Origin of the sequence: Pseudoduganella sp. R-32, from assembly GCF_049913245.1 — a bacterium.
Classification (GTDB): domain Bacteria; phylum Pseudomonadota; class Gammaproteobacteria; order Burkholderiales; family Burkholderiaceae_D; genus Rugamonas.
Genome location: NZ_CP183987.1, coordinates 4,218,406 through 4,237,870 on the forward strand (window position 1 = coordinate 4,218,406; position 19,465 = coordinate 4,237,870).

Here is a 19,465-nt window from a genome sequence, read left to right on the forward strand (position 1 = left end):
CTCCCCTCACAGCCGGACGGCATAATCGAGCATGACTTCCAGCGCCAGGTGGCTACGTACGGCGATGCGGCCGATCCGGCCCGGCTGGAACCTGACGCTGGCGAAAGCCGCCAGCAGCAGTTGCTCTTCTTTCTCCGACATCGGCGAATCGAGGGCGACGCGTTCGACCGCGCCGTCATCGCTGATCCAGACCTGCAAGGCCACGGACTGGGGGGTAATCCCCGGCACCACCAGCAACCTGCCCGCCACCAGCCCCTCGGCTACTTCCGGTTGGCAGGTCATCGCGTCGGCGCCGAAGTAGTGCCGTTCGGCCGCCCCGGCGACGCCGTCCGTGCCCGCCGCAGCCTGCGCCTGCACCGGCTGCATGGGAAGCATCGGCACCGCGGCCGGTGGCTGCGCAACGGGCAGCGGAGCCTTGTCCGGCGCCGGCAGTGCCGCACCGACCAGGCGCACCATCATGGCTGGCCCAGGCGAAGCCGAACTGCCGCCTTCGCCGGCGACGCGGCTGGCCTGGCCGACCAGGAACAGGGCGAGGGCCACATGCGCCAGCGCCGATATTGCCAGCGCCAGCCAGGGCCGCAGACGGGCTTCCATTACAGTTCCGTCAGTCCGAAATCTCGCGCCACAGGACGCGGATCTTCGCGTCGCTCGGATCGCCAGGACCGACACGCAATACCTGCGGCACGCCCATGCCGTTCGACGCACCAACCGGATAGATCATCGGGGTGCCGTTCGGCAGCTTGACCACGCTGTTACCGACAATCGGCGAGGCATACTTCAAGCCGCCCGCCACGTTCACCTGGACGTTGCCGCCGGTCTTGTAATCGAGCTGGTACAGCCAGCTGTAGCCGCCTGGCTGGCAGGCCGACACCGATGGCACCGTGGACGCGAAAATCAGCGTGCCAAGGAACAATTGCGGCGAGAGCGTGATGCGCTCACCGGTATCCGGCAAGTCCACATACCAGCCCATCTTGCTGGACCATTCAACCGCATCGCGGCTGATGTTGCGCGCTGTGCCGCTGGTCGTGACCGTTTGCGCCACCAGCGGGCTGCCGGCATTTACCGTGGTAACGCCATCGTCCTTGATGCCGTAGATGGTCTGGGTGTCAACATCGTCCAGGTCGCTCTGCCCCAGGTAGCGGCCGGTACCATAGAAGATCGCCAGCTTGTCCTGGATCTGGCCGATAACCGGTGCAACCATGATCGGCTTGCCCGGGAAATCGGCCAGCTTGCTGGCCGTGCCCTTTTCCAGGTCGAAGCGCCACATGGCGCCAGTCAGGTCGCCGCCGTAGGCGCCGACTGCCGTGTTATTGGTCGTGAAGTCAGGCGAGCGCACGTTGATGCGACCCAGGCCGCTTGGGTTTACGTTGCTGCCAACGCCGGTCGCAATGGTTTTCAACAGCGAGCCACTGGCGAGGTCGAGCACGAATACGTAGCCGCCGCCGTCGCCGCCGGCATACTTGGTACCTTCCGGCACGTTGTTGTAGCCCGATGGCAGCACGGCCACCCAGCGGCCATCGGCCATCTTGGTGATGAAGGCCGTGCCGAAGCTGTAACCCATTTTCGGATTATCGTCTGCCGTGTAGTTCCACAGCGGGCGCGGATCGGTAGGGTCAGTCACATCCAGCGCGAAGTAGCCGCGGCCGCCCTTGCCCATGGCGCCTATCAGCACCGTTTTCCAGCTGCCGTTGATCTTCGCATCGCTCATGGCCAGCGGGCCGTCCAGGTAGTAGCGGTGCTGGCTGCCATAATTGGCATCGGCCAGGCGCCACATATTCGGCAAGACCATCGGCGGCACGTAGGCCCAGCGTTCCTGGCCGGATTCGCCGTCGAAGGCATGCAGCATGCCATCGTTGGCCGAGGTGTATAGCGTCGGCAGGCGGTCTGCCTTGGCAGCCTTGAATTCCTGATAGCCATCGTCATCGAAATTGAACGGCGGCGCTTTCACATAGATCGGCTGCGCATGGACGATATCGCCCAGCGCTTTCTCGCGGTCGCGGTACAGGCGCTCGTAAGCGCCGTACGTCAGCACGCGCTCCTGGTCTTCATTGCGGTCTTGCCCGCGCAGGTAGTTCACCAGCGAGGCTGCGGTGGCAGCGGTCTTCTGCGTGCTGGACCAGGTGCTGGCCTGGCTCAGCCTGTTGGTGTCGAACAGCGCCAGCTGGGCTGCCGTCAGGCCGCCCTTGCCCGTGCTAAACAAGGTACGGGTGGTGCCGTCGGCGGTGTAGATCACGCGCGTATCGCTATCGCCGGTCGCGGCGATCTTGTTGCGCAGCAGCGGCTCCGCTTGCCAGAAGGGATCCTTCGACACTGCACCGGTCGACAGGTCAAGGGAATAGCCGCTCACGTCGCCGTCCCACTTCACGGTGCGGTACGTCGCCACATAGATGAAATTGTCGCCGGCAGTTGGCTGCAGCGCGCTGGTCGCCGCCGCCGCACCGTTGCCGGTCACGCTGTCAATGCTGCGCAGCGCCTTGCGCAAGCCGCCTTCCAGCGCCGCCGGGTCCTTGGTGCTGAAATAGGTGCCGCGGCCATTGACGGCAGCGTGCCACAGATCATCAATGGTTTCGGGTGCATTGCCGCTCGGGGCTGGCCATTTGGTCACGCCCTGCTTGATATTGAAGTAATCCCCGCTGTTGCTGGTCTTGTAGTTGGGATCGTAAGTCAGGGTGCCGTCGACCCCGAGGCCGATGGTGAACGTGGTCATGTGCTGGTGTTGCGCCACGTCATCCACATCCGCATTTGCGCCCGATGGCGCAACGTTATTGGTGCAGACATCGCTCGAGCTGCAGGATGTGCGCAGGTCGTTATGGTAGTAGTAATAGGCCACGTCCGCCAGCGTATTGGGTGTTTGCAGGGCGTCGCGCGATGGCAGCGTCACCCCCGCAGCGCCGTCGGTGTCGGCCACGCCGTTATAGCTGTCGTTCCAGTAACCGTCCGTCGCCAGGATAGTAAAGTTCTTCTGGCAGGAATACTGCACCGGGTCCTTGTAACGCGTGCTGGTGCCCTTGTACATCTTGCCCAGCGAATCAAGCGAATTGCGCAATGGCGTGCCGCCAAGCGGATCGAAGCTGTACAGATCGGTATAGAACTTCTCCTTCTGTGCAGCGTCGAAGTTGGCGATATCCAGTGCGATGGGATTGTTAATGGTGGTCAAGCCAATGCGTGCGTGCAGGTAGGCCGAATCGTCGGGGTCGGTGGCAACCGGGGTGCCGCGCACATCCTTGAATGCCTGGCCGATCGCGCTCTTGGTCATCTGGGTACGCGTGCGGTACCAGGCGTACCAGGTCGCGAAGTTCGCCATCTCCTCCTGATAGGTGCAGATGTTTCCTGCGCAATCGGTGCGTCCTGCTGCCTTGGCCGGGAACTTCGTGGACGGCGTAATGTCGACGCGCGACCAGTTGGAGTAGCGCACGTACTTGTAGGTGTCCGTCTTCTTGGCCTGGCAGCTGCCTGCCTTGCCGAAATTCTGGTTGGGCGCGCTATCCGCAGTCTTGCACCACTCAACGCTCACGTTGTAGTAGAAAGGCGCGCCGTCCTTCGCATACAGGTACTTGTAGGTGTTATCCGGATACGAATAGCTGCCGTTCTCCACTGCCTGCTTGCAATTCGCGCTCGGCGGCACATCATAGGTGTGACTGCACCACATGCGCTCCGGGTAGCCGGTCACCAGGTTGGTCACGGCAGTATTTGACAGGCGCGGACAGTTACCACCGGACACCACCCCCTTGCACGGCGTAGTGTCAGGCTGCTCGGCGCTGGTATCGTCGATCAACTGCACGCCATAGCCGTCGCTCGGCACGGCAGTCCACGACGCCGCATAGGAGGTATTCCCCTTGTGGTCGGCCAGGCGTGTGCCGTCGGCCTTGGTCGGCCACATGTAGCGGATCGCCGGGTTGTAATACAGCCCGTTAAAGGCGCTGGCAAAGAATGGCGGGTCGCCAGGCTCGCACACCACCAGGGTGTTGTTCTTGTTAGGCCCACGGCACATGGTGCCGAAGTTGCCCAGCGAAGTGTAGCGCACGTAGTCGGGCATATAGCTCCACGCCATGCTGCCGGAATTGTCGAGGTCCAACATAATGTTGGGTAAGATCGGGGCGGTCGACGCGTTGGCCAGCGGGATATCGGCCAGCTCGGTCGGGGCGGCGGACACTGGCTGGGCAGCCAGCGCCAGGCTCAGGCCGAGCGATGCGAGCAAGGCACGCAGGCCCGGCGGTGGGACATTGGTCCAGTCCATCTGAATTCTCCTGCGTTAGATTGAGACCACAGCCTGAACGTAGCTGGTGGTGTTCTTCGGCCCGGATACCCGTGCCGTAATACGGTAGAAAGCCCGGGTGGCCGAGCTGTCGAATTTGGGTGGGCGGTAGCCCTCCATCGCGCCCTGCGCACCTTCGTCATAGCCCTTACTGAAGGTCTGCTGCGTGGAGCAGGTGCGCGCGTCCAGCGGGCCGGCGTTATCGCACATGCGGTGGATGACATAAGCCACCTGGTTGCCGGCCGCATCGGCGCCCAGCTTGACCACGGCTGCGGCATTGTCCCAATTCAGGTCGTCATCCGCTGTGCCAGCACCTTCGGAATCACGCTTGTTGCCGGTCAGGTCGAGAGCATCCTGGCGGGTGGCGTAATAGCCGCTGCCCGGCATGTCCTGGTCGAGGGAGCCGCTTGGTGCGGTCTGGATCAGCCAGGCGATGCCCGCTTCCACGCCGGCATCGCCGCTGGCGGTGGCGCTTTGCTTGAAGGCCAGGTTGCCCGCGATCACGGCCGAGGTATCAACCGAACGCAGCAGCGCGATGCCGGCCAGCGTCATGGCCACCAGCACGATCAGGGTGATGGGCAGGATGACGCCCTGCTGCCAGGCTTGCCGGACTGCGCCGGCTCGTTTGCTGTGTTTCATCGTCTTATCCCCAAATGACATTGCGCAATGGCACAATCGTCTCGAACACTTTGTAGCGGTAGCACTTCCAGTCGGCCGGATAGCCGCTGGTATTGAACGTTGCCCAGCTCGACCACTTGCTGACCATGTCGCTGGTCGTGGTTGCGCATTGCTGGTTGGGTTCCGGTTTCTCGTACTGCACGCTGCGCGCGACCAGGGCGATGCGCACCGCCTTGACCAGCTTGATATCAGCGGCCGAGGGGTTGGCCCAGGTGCCGGTAGCAGGGGTCCAGGCGCTGACCCACGACTCGGTGGCCGTCGAGATCCCGTACTCCAGCTGCATGTCGACGATCTCGGGCGCCACGACGTCGTTGACGATCGCCGGGCTGGCCGAATTGTCCGAACGCAGCAGCTGGTGCAGGTTGTTCACGCTATAGGAACGCTGGAACAGGGCGCCGCCCGGTGGGGCCGTGAAACAGGACAGCTTCGCAGGCTTGGTATAAGCGGGCCAGTTGTTGGCGTTCTGGTAATTGGCCGGCGGGTTGTAATGACCGCTGGCGCCAGGGTTATGCTGGATCTTCAAGGCCTGGTCCTGGATCTGGGTCGCCTGCATCAGCGTGCACTTGCCCGCCTGCTGCACCAGGATCAGGTCGCCTTCCCGGCAGCCGGCCGTGTTGCCGACATTCAGCTCCGACGATGGCTGCGGCATATTGCTGCGCAGTTCCGTATTGGATGGATAGCGGAACGAACCTTCGCGCGGGTTGGCGAAATACTGCACCAGGAAGCTGTCGGGCCCGTTGCCGCCGTCGGTGATGGCCACCGGCGCCATCGACAGCCCGGTGATCGGCCCAGCCGAGCCACCACAGCTCAGGTCGCCGTCGCAATAGGAGTAGGTGGTATTGCAGTCGGAGAACATCGAATTGGCCATGCCCCAGCCTGCCATCTTGCCATCGCGTTCGATCATGGACAGGGCGATCGCGCCGTTGCTCTGCGCATCGGCGCCGCCGGTGGTGGTGCGCTTCTGTCCTTCCGCCTGGCTGAACACCTGCATCACGACCACCATGGCCAGCATGCCGACGCCCAGGCCCACCATGATCTCGACCAGGCCGAAACCGTTTTGCTTGTCGTGCATTGGATTATTCCTTTTCTAACCAGCGATGAATTGCACGCTGGTCTGTGTATGAACGGCGCTCTCGCCCGGCACTTGCCAAGTCACGGTCACCGTGACCGTGACACCGACTTCCGCAGTCCACGGGCCGGGCACCACGACCGTCAGTTTCCCGTTCGGCAAAGAGCTGACGGCCTGGTCCCTGACGGCATGCAGCTGGATGCGCTCGCGGTCGGCCCACATCGCACCCAGCGACTGGCTGATCACATTGGCAGCGTCGATGCGGTACTTGGCGTCGCTCACCTGGCGCACCGAAGCGGCCTGCAAGCCGACGATGGCCAGCACGCCGAACGCAAAAATCACGATGGCGACCAAGGCCTCCACCAGCGCTATGCCCCCCTGTTTCCGCAATGTGCGTTGAGACTTCATGGGATTCTCCTTAGCTGCAGCCACGCGGATCGGTGGCATAGGACATTTTCGGATCGCACATGCGGATCTGGCCGCCGCTCGATACCACCACCACATAGCGGCGCGCGCTGGCACTGGCCGTGCTGGTCACGTCGGCGCGGTTGAACAAGGTGCCGGCCGGTGGCGTATACACGCGGCCCAAGCCGTCGAAATTGATCTCGGCCGGCAGTGCCCCCGCATCGCTGATCTGCGCCGTGAAATAGCCGGCCGGAGCCGGCACCGGGATCGGATCGGCGCTGACCGTCACCTTGACCAGCTTGCTGCTTTCACCCGCCGAACGGGTCTGGATATCTGCCGGGCAGGTGGTGGTCACGGTCGGGCAGCCGACAGTCCAGCCCACCTGGCCTTCCGCGCCGGTCAGGGTGAAACGCACGACCGAATTGCGCCGCACCGCCTCGGCACGCGCGGTCTGCAAGCCGTTCACGATCGATTCGGCGGCGGCGCGGTTCTGGGCATCCTGCATCCAGGCTGAAAACGCCGGCACGCCCATGGCCAGCAGCACCGCCAGGACGGTCACGCCGACCATCAGCTCGATCAGGGTCGCGCCCTGTTGGCGGCGCGCTAGCATGTGCCACCCTTTTTGCGCACCCAGCAGGTAATCGGCGCAGATTCCGACGCCGAGCCCCAGCCGCTTGGCAGCGCCGTCGTCTTCTTGTTGTTCGACTGGTCGATCGTGAAGGTGAAGCCGGCCATCTTGCCCTGGCCTTCGGCCTTGACCACGTAGGTCGTCGCCGTCAGCGTCGGACAGGTGTAGACAAAGTCGTCGGCAGGAGGCAGCGCGGCGATGGTGCCGGCGACGCAGGCGCCGTCATAGCTGCGATTGTCCTGGAAATACTGCTCCAGCTTGGCGCGCATGCTGGCCAGGTTATTGGACGCCTGCGGCAGGCGGCCGGTCTTGATGTAATCGCCGTAGGCTGGGATCGCCACCGCGGCGAGGATGGCGATAATTGCCACGGTCACCATCATTTCAATCAGCGTGAAGCCCGCCTGGCGGGATGCACCGGACTGCTGCTGTTCCATGTATTTCTCCAAAGCTGGTATTTGATAGTGCAAGTCTAGACAAGCAAGCTTGCATTTCCCTGAGGAAAACCTGACAAATACCTGACAGCAGCGGTTTTAGGAGGGAAAATACACGGAAAACAGTGCACCCTGCCCGCTGGCGGGGGTGTCGATGGCAACACTGGCGCCATGGGCAGTGGCAATATCGCGGACGATGGCCAGGCCGATACCGCTGCCATTGGTCTTTTCATCCAGGCGCTGGAAGCGCTGGAAGACTGCGGCGCGCTTGGCCTGCGGAATGCCCGGACCGGAGTCTTCCACCGTCAGCATGCCGCCGCCCAGGTGCGGGAAGCAGCTCACCGTGACGGCCCCCTTGGGCGGCGTGTAGCGGATGGCATTGTCGACCAGGTTGTCGACCAGGTCCCGCAACATGAAGCGGTCGCCGGTCACCCTGGTTGGCTGCAAGTCGAAGCCGAGGTCGATCTCCTTGCGCAGCGCCTGCTCGACAAAATGCTGGATCGATTCTTCCAGTAACTGGTCGAGCGACAGGCGCTCCATGCGCGTCTTGCGCAAGGGGCCAGGTTCCGCGCGCGCCAGCGCCAGCAACTGGTTGACCTGGCGGATCATGCGCTCGGTCGAGGCCTGCATCATTGCCAGCGACGACGCCGCGGCCGGCGTGCGCTCCTGCGCCGCCAGCAGTTCGATCTGGGTGCGCATGCCGGCCAGCGGGGTCCGCAGCTGGTGCGCCACATTGGCCAGGAAGTCTTGCTGCGCCTGGGCGCCTTCGCGCACGCGCTCCAGCAAGCCATTAAAAGAGTGCACCATCGGCATCACTTCCAGCGGCACGCTGCCGGCCGGGATAGGCGACAAGTCTTCGGCGCTGCGCGCCTGGATGCCGGCCTTGACCTTGTGCAAGGGCGCCAGGCCATTGGTGACCGAAAACCAGACCAGGCCGACCGAAGCCAGCGTAAACACGGCCGCCAGCGGCAGCAAGGCGCGCACGATGGCGGTGCGTGCCTGGCCGCGCTTGCGCAGCGTCTTGGCCACCACCACGATGCCCTGCTGCTGCCCGGTCAGCACCGGCAGCGCCACCAGGCGCACCGGGTTGTTCTCGACCACGCCGTCAACCGCAGGGGCACCGGCACGCGCCGGGAGGACAGGCAGCACGGCATCGCCGGCCACCAGGCGGCCCTGGCCATCGCGCAAGGCAAAATAGACCTTGTCGAGCTCATCCTCGCGCAAGACGCGCTCGGCGGCCTCCGGCAAGTCGAGCACCAGCCGCCCTTCACGTTCGCTGATGCGGGCGCCCAACATGGCGGCGGCGTCGCCGAGCGACTGGTCGAAGGCGATCTGGGCCGGGATCCAGGCCAGCGCATAGCTCAATGCAACGCCGGCCAGGTTCAGCAGGAGAACCGGGCCGATCAGCCATTTGAGCAGGCGCAGGCGGATGCTATCCAAGAGTCTTATCCATTGGCCGGTTCCAGCATGTAGCCGAAGCCGCGGATGGTGCGGATGCTGATGCCGGCATCGGCCGTCTTCTGGCGGATGCGCGAGATATAGACTTCCACCGCGTTCGGCGTCACGTCTTCCCCCCAGGGCAGGATGGCGTCGATGATCTGCTGCTTGCTGACCACGCGCGCGCTGTGCTGCAACAGATACTCCAGCACCGCCCATTCGCGCACCGACAGGTCGATCACCGTATCGCGCACGCGGGCACGCTTGGCGCCCAGGTCCAGCACTAGCGAGCCCATTTGCAGCACGCTGGGCTTCGGCGCATGGCGCCGCGCCAGCGCGCGCAGGCGCGCCACCAGTTCCGGCGTGGCGAAAGGCTTGACCAGGTAATCGTCGGCGCCCAGCTCCAGGCCGCGCACGCGGTCTTCCACCGCATCGCGCGCCGTCAGCAACAGCACCGGCAGCTGGCTGCCGCGCGCGCGCAGGCGGCGCACCACTTCAAAGCCGTCCAGGCCCGGCAGGCCGATATCAAGGACCAGCACGTCGGCCTGGCCGGGACGCTGCAGCATGGCATCGGCTTCGCTGCCGTTTTGCAGCAGTTCCACTTTCATGCCATGGCCGGACAACACCCGGACTACGCCGTCGGCCAATACTGCGTCGTCTTCTACCAGGATTACATGCATGGGGAGTGGAATAAGTTGATTACCGCGCATTATGCCCCGATTCATCACGAGGTAACAATTGCCTTGCATCATTATCGCGCCGCAAAAATCCTCGCCCAAAGCCCGCTCATGATCTTGGTCCGCCCCGCCATCGCCCTCATGCAGAGGCTGCGACTATTGCCCAAGTTCGCCCTCGTCTCCCTGGTTTTCCTGCTGCCGCTGCTGCTTGCCTCGGGCCTGCTGGTGGCCGAATTGCACAAATCGGTGTCCTTCACCATCCAGGAGCGCCAGGGCCTGGCCTATGTCCGCCAATTGCACGAGCTGCGCCGCCGCCTGCAGGAAAAGCGCAACCTGGAACACCTGCGCCTGGCCGCCAGGCAGCAAGACGGCGCGCGCGCGATAGCCGCCGCAGGACAGGCTGCCACGTCCGCGCTGCAGGGCCTGCGCCCGCTTGCCATCGGCACGCTGTCCGGCCTGCCCGCGCAGCCTGAGCTGGAACAGGGCTGGCAGCAACTGCAGCAGCGCCAGGCCGGCCTGGATGCACGCGCCAGCTTTGCCGCGCACAGCAGGCTGATCGCGCTGGCCGATGCCCTTGCCGCCCAGGCTGCCGACCGTTCACGCCTGTCGCTCGACCCGGAAGTACGTAGCGCCTACCTGATTGCCTCCTTCCTCAAGAGCCTGCCGGACCTGGAGGAAAACCTGTCCGTGATGACCGGCCGCGGCGCCGCCTACATCGACAGCGGCCTGTTCGAAGCCAATGAAGACCAGATGCTGAATGCCACCGCCATGCTGGCGCGCCATGAACTGGAGCGCCTGCCGGGCCAATACAAGGGCATCCTGGCCAACCACCCTGGGCTGGCGCCGGCCCTGCAGCCGCGCCTGGCCGCCGTGCCGGTCGCCCTTGCCTTCCTCGAACGCGCCCGCAACGAGGTGCTGAACTCCTACAACCAGAGCAGCGGCAAGGACTTCAATGCCGCCGGCCAACAAGCGGCCGCGGCTTTGCACGCGCTGTCCGGCAGCAGCGCCGATGCGCTGCAACATTTGCTGGCCGAACGCGCTGCGCAAGACCGCCTGCGCCGCAACGCCGTCGGCGCCGTGGTCCTGCTCTCCATCGCACTCGCTGCCTGGCTGGGCGCCGGCTTCTATGCCTCCTTCACGCGCGACATTCGCCAACTCAACCATGCCGTGCGCGCCGCCGCGGCGGGCGACCTGAGCGTTCGCATCAGCTCCCCGGCGCATGATGAAATCGGCGCGCTGGCAAACGCCTTCAGCGGCATGACGGCAGCACTGGAAAGCCTGGTCGCCGATATCCGCAGCGGCGCCGCGCGCATTGCCAGCGCCGCCGACGAACTGGCCAGCGGCAGCACGGCACTGCACGGATCTACCAGCACCCAGGCAGAAGCCCTGCACGTCACCGTCATTCGCCGTGCGCCGCAACAGCGCCCGCCGACGACGGCCGCCAACTGGTGCGGCAGGCGGCCGTCGTGGCCCTGCGCGGCGGCGCCAGCGTCGGAGCCGTAGTCGACACAATAGCAGCAATTCGCAGCAGTTCGGATCGCATTGCCGACATTATCGGGGTTATCGACGGCATAGCGTTCCAGACCAATATCCTGGCGCTGAACGCCGCCATGGAAGCGGCCCGGGCCGGAAACCATGGGCGCGGCTTCGCCGTGGTGGCCACCGAAGTGCGCAGCCTGGCCCAACATTCGGCGGCCGCTGCGCTGGAGATCAAGCAACTGATCGGCGATTCGGTCAGCAAGGTCGAAAGCGGCAACGTCCAGGTCGATGCCGCCGGTGCCACCATGAGCCAGGTTGTGGCTTCCGTGCGCAGCATGGAGCACGTTATTACCCGGATTACAGAAGCCGAAGCGGGTCAGCGCAGCGAGATCGCGCGCATCAATGGCGCGCTCCACCGTATTGACGACATGACCCGGCAGAATGCCGCCCTGGTGGTCCAGGCCTCGGAAAGCGCCAGCCGTGTCCACGCGGAAACTGCCATCCTGCACGAAGCCCTTGGACAGTTCCGCCTCGGCCCTGCAAGCAGGATTTTCAACAGTGCGCCAGCCAAAATTACAATGTTGTAGGACTAGCCTGACAAACTGCCATGTTGCCAGCCTACATGACGGAGGTAACAGGTCTTATGTTCATCTCTCACATAGAAAATTAAAGTATTACCAACGCGATCGGCAAGCAGCACCCCTAAGAATGCCGACTGCAATACCGTGTACTTTAGTTCTGTGAGGATAAAATGAACAACACTCAACTTAGCGTCTCTGCCAAGAACTCGCTGTCGCAAGCAATGCCTATTGGTTCGTCGGAGTTCAAAGTTGCGTCCCGGCCGGTTGTCAGCTACAGCGGCGCCCAGCAAAATGAATTGCTGGCAGCCCTCCCTCGTGAAGCACTGGAGTCCCTGTTCGAGCACCTGGAGCTGGTGCAGCTGCCCTTCGGCAAAGAATTGTTTGAATTCGGCAGCAAGCTGGAATACGTCTACTTCCCGACGACTGCCATCCTGTCCCTGCTGTACGTGATGGAAGACGGCGCGACCACCGAGATCGCCGTGGTCGGCCACGAAGGCGTGGTGGGCGTGTCGATGTTTGCCGGTGAGCGCGCCATGAGCACCGCCGTGGTGCAAAGCGCCGGCTACGGCTACCGCCTGAAAGCGCAAGCCCTGCGCGACGCCTTCAACCAGGGCGGCGCCCTGCCCCAGCTGCTGATGCGCTACAACGCAGCACTGTTCGCACAGATGGCGCAGAACGCCGTCGGCGGCCGCCACAGCTCGATCGAGCAGAAGCTGTGCCGCTGGCTGCTGGACCGCCTGGACCGCTCCCCAAGCAACGAATTGAAGGTGACCCAGGAAATGATTTCGATCATGCTGGGTGTGCGCCGCGAATCGATCACCGCCGCCGCCGGCAAGCTGCAGGAGGACGGCATGATCACCTACCGCCGCGGCAACATCACCGTCATTGATCGTGAAGGTCTGGAACGTTATGCGGGCGAGTGCTATAAGGTGGCGAAGATTGAATATGATCGCCTGCTCGCTGATGTAGCGTGCTGCTAGGATGCAGCATTGCCGGGGGCACGGCGCCAACAGGACGCCTGCCCCGGCCCTTCAGGGGAATATAGACCTCGATGCAGGTTCCCCGGTCACCCCGCCCACGGCGGATATTCAAGATCCCGCCCAGCAACAAAGCCCGCTCCCGCATCCCCAGCAAGCCGTGCGACATTGGCTTGGCCAGCGTTGGAGCGGCAATCCCGATACCGTCGTCGATGATGCGCAGCACCAGCATGTCGTCGCGCTGCAGCTTGAGCGAGACGCTGACATGGCCGGCCTTGGCGTATTTGCGGATATTGGTCAGCGACTCCTGCACGATACGGAACAAGGCAATCGACAGGCTGCTGTCGCCGGCCTTGGCAACGGCGTCAATATCGGGGCCGATCTCGGTCTCACACGGGATATTGGTCATGCGCGTGAAGTCTTCGCAGTAGCTGTCGATCGCCGCGCACAGGCCAAGGTTGTCGAGCAGGCTCGGGCGCAGGTCTTCGATGATGCGACGCTTCAGTTCCACCGTATCCACCAGGGTGCCGCGCGCACGGCGCAGCTGGGCCGCCAGCTCAGGATTAGTCTTTTGCAGCTGGTGCGCGACCGCCGCGATATCCATGCTGATCGAGGTCAGGTTGGCGCCCATCTCATCATGCAGCTCGCGCGACAGCCGCATCTTCTCTTCTTCGCTGATCGAGATCAGGTGACGCGACAGCACCGATAGCTGCTCGGTACGCTGCTGCACCATCGATTCCAGGCTTTCGTTCGACAATTGCAGCGCGTGCTCCACCGCTGCCCGGTGCACGAAACTGCGCCGCACCAGCTGGTAGAACATGACCAGCACCACGATGGCAATGGCATTGATGCCGGCGCCCATCACAACGGCCTTCTGGTATTCCTGGTAGAAGCTGGCGGCGCGGGCCGACATGGCTTCGCCCTGCTCGCGCACCATGATCACCACTTGCAGGCGGATTTCATCCATGCCGCTGCGCTCGTCGCTGACCTTGGCAATATTGACGATATCGTCGAGCCCGCCGTGCTTGTAGACCTCAATGGCCTGGGTCAGGATGGCGATGCGCTTGCGCACCAATACCTGCAATTGCTGCAGGTTTTTCAACTGGATCGGATTATTCGCGAGCAGTTTCTCCAGCTCGCGGAACTGCTGCTCCGATTCGGTGACTACCGAGCGCGTCGGCCCCAGGTAGGTTTCCTTGCCGGAGATGAAATAGCCGCGCGCGCTGCTGTCGGCATCGAGCACCAGCACGTTCAGGTACTGCAGCCGTTCGGCAACGCGCGAGCTGAGCGCCAACTGCTCATTGGCGCCCTTCAGCGATTGCAGATTGTGGAAAAGGCTGAAACCGTTGACGATGAGGATCAGCGCGCAGGTCACGCACAAGAGCGTTTTATACAGCGGCAGCCGGTGCCGGGGCGCTGGTTCGATGGTGAAGTACATTTTCCCCATTATAGACCCGCAGCAAGATGCTGCCGCACGGAAAGCTAATTGTGCGGCACCGCAAAAGTGTAACCAGACGTATCAATCCAGCAAATTGTTCTTCATTGCGTAGTACGTCAAGTCACTATTCGACTGCAAGCCCATCTTCTCCATAATGCGCGTGCGATACGTACTCACGGTCTTGATGCTCAGCGAAAGCGCCGTGCCGATGTCGGACACGGTGGCGCCGCGCGCCAGGCGCAGGAACACCTGGAATTCGCGGTCCGACAGCTCCGTATGCAGGGCCGTATTCGGATCGCGGTCGAAGCTTTGCGCCAGCAGTTCGCCCACTTGCGAGCTGACATAGCGGCGCCCCTGGTGCACGGTGCGCACGGCGTTGATCAACTCCTCCGCCTCGCATTCCTTGTTCAGGTACCCGTTGGCGCCCATCTTGAACAGGTTGAGCGCATATTGCTGGGCTGGATAGCCGGACAGGATCAGCACCGGCAAGTCCGGCTGGCCCTGGCGGATGGTACGCAGAGTATCGATACCGCTCTGGTCCGGCATGGCGATGTCAAGCAACAGCACGTCGCACACTTCCTTGCGTGCGATGTCGAGCGCTTCCCGCCCGGTGCTGCCTTCAGCGACTACGCTGAATTCGTCCGACGACGAAAAGATTTGCTTGAAACCCGCCCGTACAATCTGGTGGTCGTCACAGATGGCTACGCGAATCATTGTCTTCCCTCTTGAATTCCTAGCTTGGGAACGGAGCCAGCGTCTGCAATATCACTAGCAAAATCATAACGTTAATATTGTAGCACCAATGGTTTAACAGTTTAGCCGAGTCTAACCGAAAAAAAGGACGCCTAAGCGCCCTTGCTACAGCTGCTTACAACTTTAGTAGCTCGAGGATGCCTTGCAGCTCGCGGCGCAGCATCTCGCGGTCCAGCGGCGGCGCTTCGTGTGCCATGCCAGGAGTTTCATCATACTCGCCTTGCGCCGAATCGGCAGCGCGGCTATCGAGCTTGTTGCGGGCGCCGCTGATCGTAAAGCCCTGCTCGTACAGCAGCTCGCGGATGCGGCGGATCAGCAGCACTTCATGATGCTGGTAATAGCGGCGGTTGCCGCGCCGTTTGACCGGTTTCAGCTGGGTAAATTCCTGTTCCCAATAGCGCAGCACATGCGGCTTCACACCGCACAGTTCGCTGACCTCGCCAATGGTGAAGTAGCGTTTCGCCGGGATCGGCGGCAACACTACCAGGTCTGCCTTGCCAGGTCGGTCGTTCATTCACGCACCTATGCAGCTCAGGATGCGCGCGCCGTACCGGCGCTGTCTTCGACCATGCCTTTCAGCTTCTGGCTGGCGTGGAAGGTCACTACACGGCGTGCCGTGATCGGGATCTCCTCGCCGGTTTTCGGGTTACGGCCCGGACGCTGCGGCTTGTCGCGCAGCTGGAAGTTGCCGAAACCGGACAGCTTCACCGCTTCGCCGCGTTCCAGCGCATTGCGGATCTCGTCAAAGAAGGTTTCGACCATGTCCTTGGCCTCGCGCTTGTTCAGGCCCACCTGTTCGAACAAAAGTTCGGCCAGTTCTGCCTTGGTCAGCGTCGGCAAATCTTTTTCAGCTTCCTGGCGTACCTTGGCGTTCTGCATCGCGCTGTGCAACTCGGCGTCCAATGCGGATTCAAGTACGGCGGAATCGACGTCGTTGTTGTTAATTTTGCTGCCCTGCCTTTTAAAGTACATGAGTCCGGCAGTGCCGGACTCGCTGGTCATCCTGAATTGTTAAATCAAGCCCGCAGTTTTGCACCGTGTGCCAGGACGACATGGGCGGTCAGCGTCTTCATCAGCTCGTCCACGACATCATCCTGCAGGGTGTTTTGAGTATCTTGCAAGCTAAAGCGGAAAGCAAGCGATTTTTCGTCGCTTTCCAGGCCTTGGCCGCGATATTCATCAAACAAAACAATGGCTTGCACAATGCGCCCTTGAGCATGGGCCGTCACGGCACCATGGAAGGCGTCGAGCAGGTCCTGCACGGGAACGGCCTGTTTCACCACCAGGGCGACGTCGCGCGTGGTGCCAGGGAATTTCGAAATCTCTTCATATTCTGGCACGCGGCGTTGCTGCAACGCAACGGCATCGACTTCGAACAACACTGGCGCCTTCGGCAGGTCGTACTTTTGCAGCCAGCGCGGATGCAGTTCGCCGATAAAGCCGATCACCTTGCCATCCAGTTCCACCGAAGCGGCGCGGCCCGGGTGCAGGGCCGGGTGAGCCAGCTTCGCAAAGCGCAGCTGGCGCGGGGCGAACAGGGCTTCCAGGTCAGCCTTGACGTCGAAGAAGTCAACGTCGCGGGCTTTCTGTCCCCACTGCTCGTCGGCTACCGGGCCGTAAGCCATGGCAGCGACGCGCTGCGGCTGGTCATAGCCGGCCACGGTCAAAGGGCCGTCCTGCACGGAAGCGTCGCGCTTGAAAATGGCGCCAACCTCGAACAGGCGCACGCGCGGCTGCTTGCGGTTGACGTTGTAGCGCACGTTCGCCACCAGGCTGCCGATCAGCGACGAACGCATGACGGACATCTGGGAGGCGATCGGATTCTGCAGCTTGATCGGGCTGTCGTTGCCGTTGAAGTCCAGCTCCCACTGCGCTTCCACGAAGCTCATGTTGACCACTTCCTGGAAGCCCAGGTCAGCCAGCTGGTGGCGCACAGCGAAGATCGAACGGGTGTCTTCCGGTGCGATGCGCATCTCGTTTGCGGCGATTGGCGGCAGGGTCGGGATGTTCTCGAAGCCGTACACGCGGGCCACTTCTTCGATCAGGTCCTCTTCGATTTCGATGTCGAAACGGTAGGACGGCGAAGTGACGCTGAATACACCGTCTGCCAGCGTGAACGCGAGGCCCAGGCGCGTGAAAATATCGGCAACCATCTCATCGTTCAACGCTACGCCAATTACCTTCGCGGCGCGGGCGGTGCGCATTTGCACCGGAGCGCGCTGCGGCAGGTTGACGACCTGGTCGTCGATGGCGCCGACCTTGGTGTCAGGCGTGCCGCAGATTTCCACCAGCAGCGCGGTAATGCGCTCCAGGTGCTCGGGGATCGATGCGAAGTCCACGCCGCGCTCGAAGCGGTGTGCCGCATCGGTCGAGAAGTTGTATTTGCGGGCGCGGCCCTGGATGGCGTTCGGCCACCAGAAAGCCGCTTCCAGGTAGATGTTGCTTGTATCGTCCGACACGGCGGTAGCGTCGCCGCCCATGATGCCGGCCAGCGATTCCAGTTCCTTGTCGTCGGCGATCACGCCCACCCACTCATCGACTTCAATGGTGTTGCCGTTCAGGAGCTTGATCTGTTCGCCCTTCTTGCCCCAGCGGACGTCCAGCGAACCATGGATCTTGTCCAGGTCGAACACGTGCGAAGGACGGCCCATTTCCAGCATCACGTAGTTGGAAATGTCGACCAGTGCCGACACCGGACGCTGGCCGCTGCGCTCCAGGCGCTGCTTCATCCAGGCCGGGGTTTCGGCTTTGGCGTTCAGGCCGCGGATCACGCGGCCGGCAAAGCGCCCGCACAGGTCTGGAGCGCTCACCTTCACCGCCAGCTTTTCGTCCAGCGTGACCGGCACGATGCGGTTCTGCGGCAGGTTCAGTTGCGAGCCGGTCAGCGCCGCCACTTCACGCGCCACGCCCAGCACGGACAGGCAGTCTGCCTTGTTCGGGGTCAGCTTGATGGTGAATTTCAGATCGTTCAGCGCGAAGTAGTCACGGATGTTCTGGCCGATCGGCGCGTCGTCCGGCAGTTCGATCAGGCCACCGTGGTCTTCCGACAGCTTCAGTTCGCGCGCGGAACACAGCATGCCTTGCGACTCGACGCCGCGCAGCTGGCCAACCTTGATTTCGAACGGCTTGCCGTCGGCGCCAGGCGGCAGCACGGCGCCGGCCATGGCGCACGCGACCTTCAGGCCTGGACGCACGTTCGGCGCGCCGCAGACGATGTTCAGCAGCGTGCCGGTGCCCACGTCGACCTGGCAGACGTTCAGGCGGTCGGCGTTCGGGTGCTTGGCGGTTTCGCGCACATGGCCCACCACAACGTTGGTGAACGGCGGCGCTACTGGATCGATGTCTTCCACTTCGAGGCCGGACATGGTCAGCATGTGTGCCAGCTCATCCGAAGTCATCTTCGGATCGACCATGGTGCGCAGCCAGTTTTCAGAGAATTGCATAGTCAGCTTTCGTATCTTTTAGAACCGGTAAACCAGTGTCTGACCCACAGGGTCAGACACTTGGCCCGTAGCTTCGGCAGACTGGTGTCTGACCCTGCGGGTCAGACACCGCTTTACCGGTTTTAGTTGAACTGCTTCAGGAAGCGCAGATCGCCTTCATAGAACAAGCGCAGGTCATTGACCCCATAGCGCAGCATGGTCAAGCGCTCAAGGCCGGAGCCGAACGCAAAGCCGATGTACTTTTCCGGATCAAGGCCGAAGTTGCGCACCACATTCGGATGCACCTGCCCCGAGCCCGAAACCTCCAGCCAGCGCCCTTTCAGTGGGCCGCTACCGAAAGCGATATCGATCTCCGCCGACGGCTCCGTGAACGGGAAATACGAAGGACGGAAGCGCACTTGCAGGTCATCCGTCTCAAAGAAAGCCTTAACGAAATTCAGGTACACGCCCTTCAGGTCAGCGAAGGAAATGTCCTCCGCAATCCACAGGCCCTCGACCTGGTGGAACATCGGCGAGTGGGTCGCATCCGAGTCCACGCGATAGGTGCGGCCAGGCGCGATCACCTTGATCGGCGGCTTGTTGTTGCGGGCGTAGCGCACCTGCATCGGCGAGGTGTGGGTACGCAGCAGCAGCGGCTTGCCGGTGCTGTCGTTGCCTTCAACGTAGAAGGTATCCTGCATCGAACGCGCCGGATGGTTCTCAGGCGAATTCAGGGCGGTGAAGTTGGTCCAGTCGGTTTCGATTTCAGGGCCCGCAGCGACGTCGAAGCCGATCGAGCGGAAGATTTCTTCCACGCGTTCCCAGGTGCGCATCACAGGATGGATGCCGCCTTTGGAACGGCCGCGGCCTGGCAGCGATACGTCGATCGCTTCGGCATTCAGGCGCAGTTGCAACTGCGCTTCCGCCAGCGCGTCACGGCGCGCGGTCAGCGCGGCCTCGATCTGCACTTTCGCAGCGTTGATCAGGGCGCCCTGCGCCTTTTTCTCTTCAGGGTCCAGCTTGCCCAGGCCCTTCATCATTTCGGTGATCTGGCCAGTCTTGCCAAGGTACTTGGCTTTGGCGTTTTCAAGTGCGGCAGCGTCTACGGCGGCGAGGAAATCAGCCTGCGCGGAGACGACGAGTTGTTCGAGCGAGTTCATCCGACGTTTTTCCTGTTTTGGAAATTAAAAACGGGACATAGCTAAGCCATGTCCCGCTTCTTATGAGCGCTGCCC

At 62.7% G+C, this 19,465-nt stretch carries 18 protein-coding genes; 3 read left to right on the forward strand and 15 right to left on the reverse strand.

Going from position 1 to position 19,465, the window contains the following annotated elements; all coding sequences use genetic code 11:
* Positions 1-6: 6 nt before the first annotated feature.
* From ACN9MU_RS19085 to ACN9MU_RS19125, 9 genes are all read right to left on the reverse strand, one after another.
* Positions 7-594, reverse strand: coding sequence for a hypothetical protein (locus ACN9MU_RS19085; RefSeq protein WP_426343296.1), 588 nt, complete (start codon positions 592-594; stop codon positions 7-9).
* 10 nt (positions 595-604) lie between these two features.
* On the reverse strand, positions 605-4,237 hold the full coding sequence (locus tag ACN9MU_RS19090; protein WP_426161975.1) for a pilus assembly protein: 3,633 nt from the start codon (positions 4,235-4,237) through the stop codon (positions 605-607).
* A 15-nt stretch (positions 4,238-4,252) separates the two neighbouring features.
* On the reverse strand, positions 4,253-4,894 hold the full coding sequence (locus ACN9MU_RS19095) for a pilus assembly PilX family protein (RefSeq protein WP_426343297.1): 642 nt from the start codon (positions 4,892-4,894) through the stop codon (positions 4,253-4,255).
* Between the two features lie 4 nt (positions 4,895-4,898).
* Positions 4,899-6,005: a PilW family protein gene (locus ACN9MU_RS19100; protein ID WP_426161977.1), complete on the reverse strand. Its 1,107-nt coding sequence runs from the start codon at positions 6,003-6,005 to the stop codon at positions 4,899-4,901.
* Between the two features lie 15 nt (positions 6,006-6,020).
* Complete coding sequence (locus ACN9MU_RS19105; RefSeq protein WP_426318260.1) at positions 6,021-6,410, reverse strand: type IV pilus modification PilV family protein; 390 nt, start codon at positions 6,408-6,410, stop codon at positions 6,021-6,023.
* Between the two features lie 10 nt (positions 6,411-6,420).
* A complete protein-coding gene (locus ACN9MU_RS19110; protein ID WP_426161979.1) occupies positions 6,421-7,017 on the reverse strand; it encodes a GspH/FimT family pseudopilin in 597 nt (198 codons plus the stop codon).
* The gene (locus tag ACN9MU_RS19115; RefSeq protein WP_426161980.1) at positions 7,011-7,469 is read right to left on the reverse strand and encodes a type IV pilin protein; all 459 of its coding nucleotides are present in this window, start codon (positions 7,467-7,469) and stop codon (positions 7,011-7,013) included. The genes ACN9MU_RS19110 and ACN9MU_RS19115 overlap by 7 nt, the downstream gene beginning before the upstream one ends.
* Before the next feature lie 96 nt (positions 7,470-7,565).
* The gene (locus tag ACN9MU_RS19120; protein WP_426161981.1) at positions 7,566-8,906 is read right to left on the reverse strand and encodes a sensor histidine kinase; all 1,341 of its coding nucleotides are present in this window, start codon (positions 8,904-8,906) and stop codon (positions 7,566-7,568) included.
* A 5-nt stretch (positions 8,907-8,911) separates the two neighbouring features.
* A complete protein-coding gene (locus tag ACN9MU_RS19125; protein WP_426161982.1) occupies positions 8,912-9,583 on the reverse strand; it encodes a response regulator transcription factor in 672 nt (223 codons plus the stop codon).
* A gap of 108 nt (positions 9,584-9,691) precedes the next feature.
* On the opposite strand from ACN9MU_RS19125, the gene ACN9MU_RS19130 reads away from it, so the two are divergent.
* The 3 genes from ACN9MU_RS19130 (at position 9,692) to ACN9MU_RS19140 (ending at position 12,620) form a co-directional block, all read left to right on the forward strand.
* Positions 9,692-11,083: a HAMP domain-containing protein gene (locus ACN9MU_RS19130; protein ID WP_426343298.1), complete on the forward strand. Its 1,392-nt coding sequence runs from the start codon at positions 9,692-9,694 to the stop codon at positions 11,081-11,083.
* Positions 11,047-11,646, forward strand: a complete 600-nt coding sequence (locus ACN9MU_RS19135) for a methyl-accepting chemotaxis protein (RefSeq protein ID WP_426318263.1) — start codon at positions 11,047-11,049, stop codon at positions 11,644-11,646. The genes ACN9MU_RS19130 and ACN9MU_RS19135 overlap by 37 nt, the downstream gene beginning before the upstream one ends.
* 164 nt (positions 11,647-11,810) lie before the next feature.
* On the forward strand, positions 11,811-12,620 hold the full coding sequence (locus ACN9MU_RS19140) for a Crp/Fnr family transcriptional regulator (RefSeq protein ID WP_426318264.1): 810 nt from the start codon (positions 11,811-11,813) through the stop codon (positions 12,618-12,620).
* On the opposite strand, the gene ACN9MU_RS19145 is transcribed toward ACN9MU_RS19140, so the two are convergent.
* From ACN9MU_RS19145 to pheS, 6 genes are all read right to left on the reverse strand, one after another.
* Positions 12,523-14,055, reverse strand: coding sequence for a CHASE3 domain-containing protein (locus ACN9MU_RS19145; protein WP_426318265.1), 1,533 nt, complete (start codon positions 14,053-14,055; stop codon positions 12,523-12,525). The two genes, ACN9MU_RS19140 and ACN9MU_RS19145, sit on opposite strands and share 98 nt — an antisense overlap.
* 81 nt (positions 14,056-14,136) lie before the next feature.
* Positions 14,137-14,769 carry a response regulator gene (locus ACN9MU_RS19150; protein ID WP_028101218.1) on the reverse strand — a complete coding sequence of 211 codons (633 nt, stop codon included), beginning with the start codon at positions 14,767-14,769 and terminating at the stop codon, positions 14,137-14,139.
* A 154-nt stretch (positions 14,770-14,923) separates the two neighbouring features.
* Complete coding sequence (locus ACN9MU_RS19155; protein WP_426318267.1) at positions 14,924-15,322, reverse strand: MerR family transcriptional regulator; 399 nt, start codon at positions 15,320-15,322, stop codon at positions 14,924-14,926.
* 17 nt (positions 15,323-15,339) lie between these two features.
* The gene (locus tag ACN9MU_RS19160) at positions 15,340-15,687 is read right to left on the reverse strand and encodes an integration host factor subunit alpha (protein ID WP_055925271.1); all 348 of its coding nucleotides are present in this window, start codon (positions 15,685-15,687) and stop codon (positions 15,340-15,342) included.
* A 137-nt stretch (positions 15,688-15,824) separates the two neighbouring features.
* Positions 15,825-18,251: a phenylalanine--tRNA ligase subunit beta gene (gene pheT / locus ACN9MU_RS19165; RefSeq protein ID WP_426318268.1), complete on the reverse strand. Its 2,427-nt coding sequence runs from the start codon at positions 18,249-18,251 to the stop codon at positions 15,825-15,827.
* Positions 18,252-18,373: 122 nt separating this feature from the next.
* Positions 18,374-19,390 (reverse strand): phenylalanine--tRNA ligase subunit alpha, encoded by a 1,017-nt coding sequence (gene pheS, locus ACN9MU_RS19170; protein WP_426161988.1) that lies wholly within the window; start codon positions 19,388-19,390, stop codon positions 18,374-18,376.
* Positions 19,391-19,465: the final 75 nt, after the last annotated feature.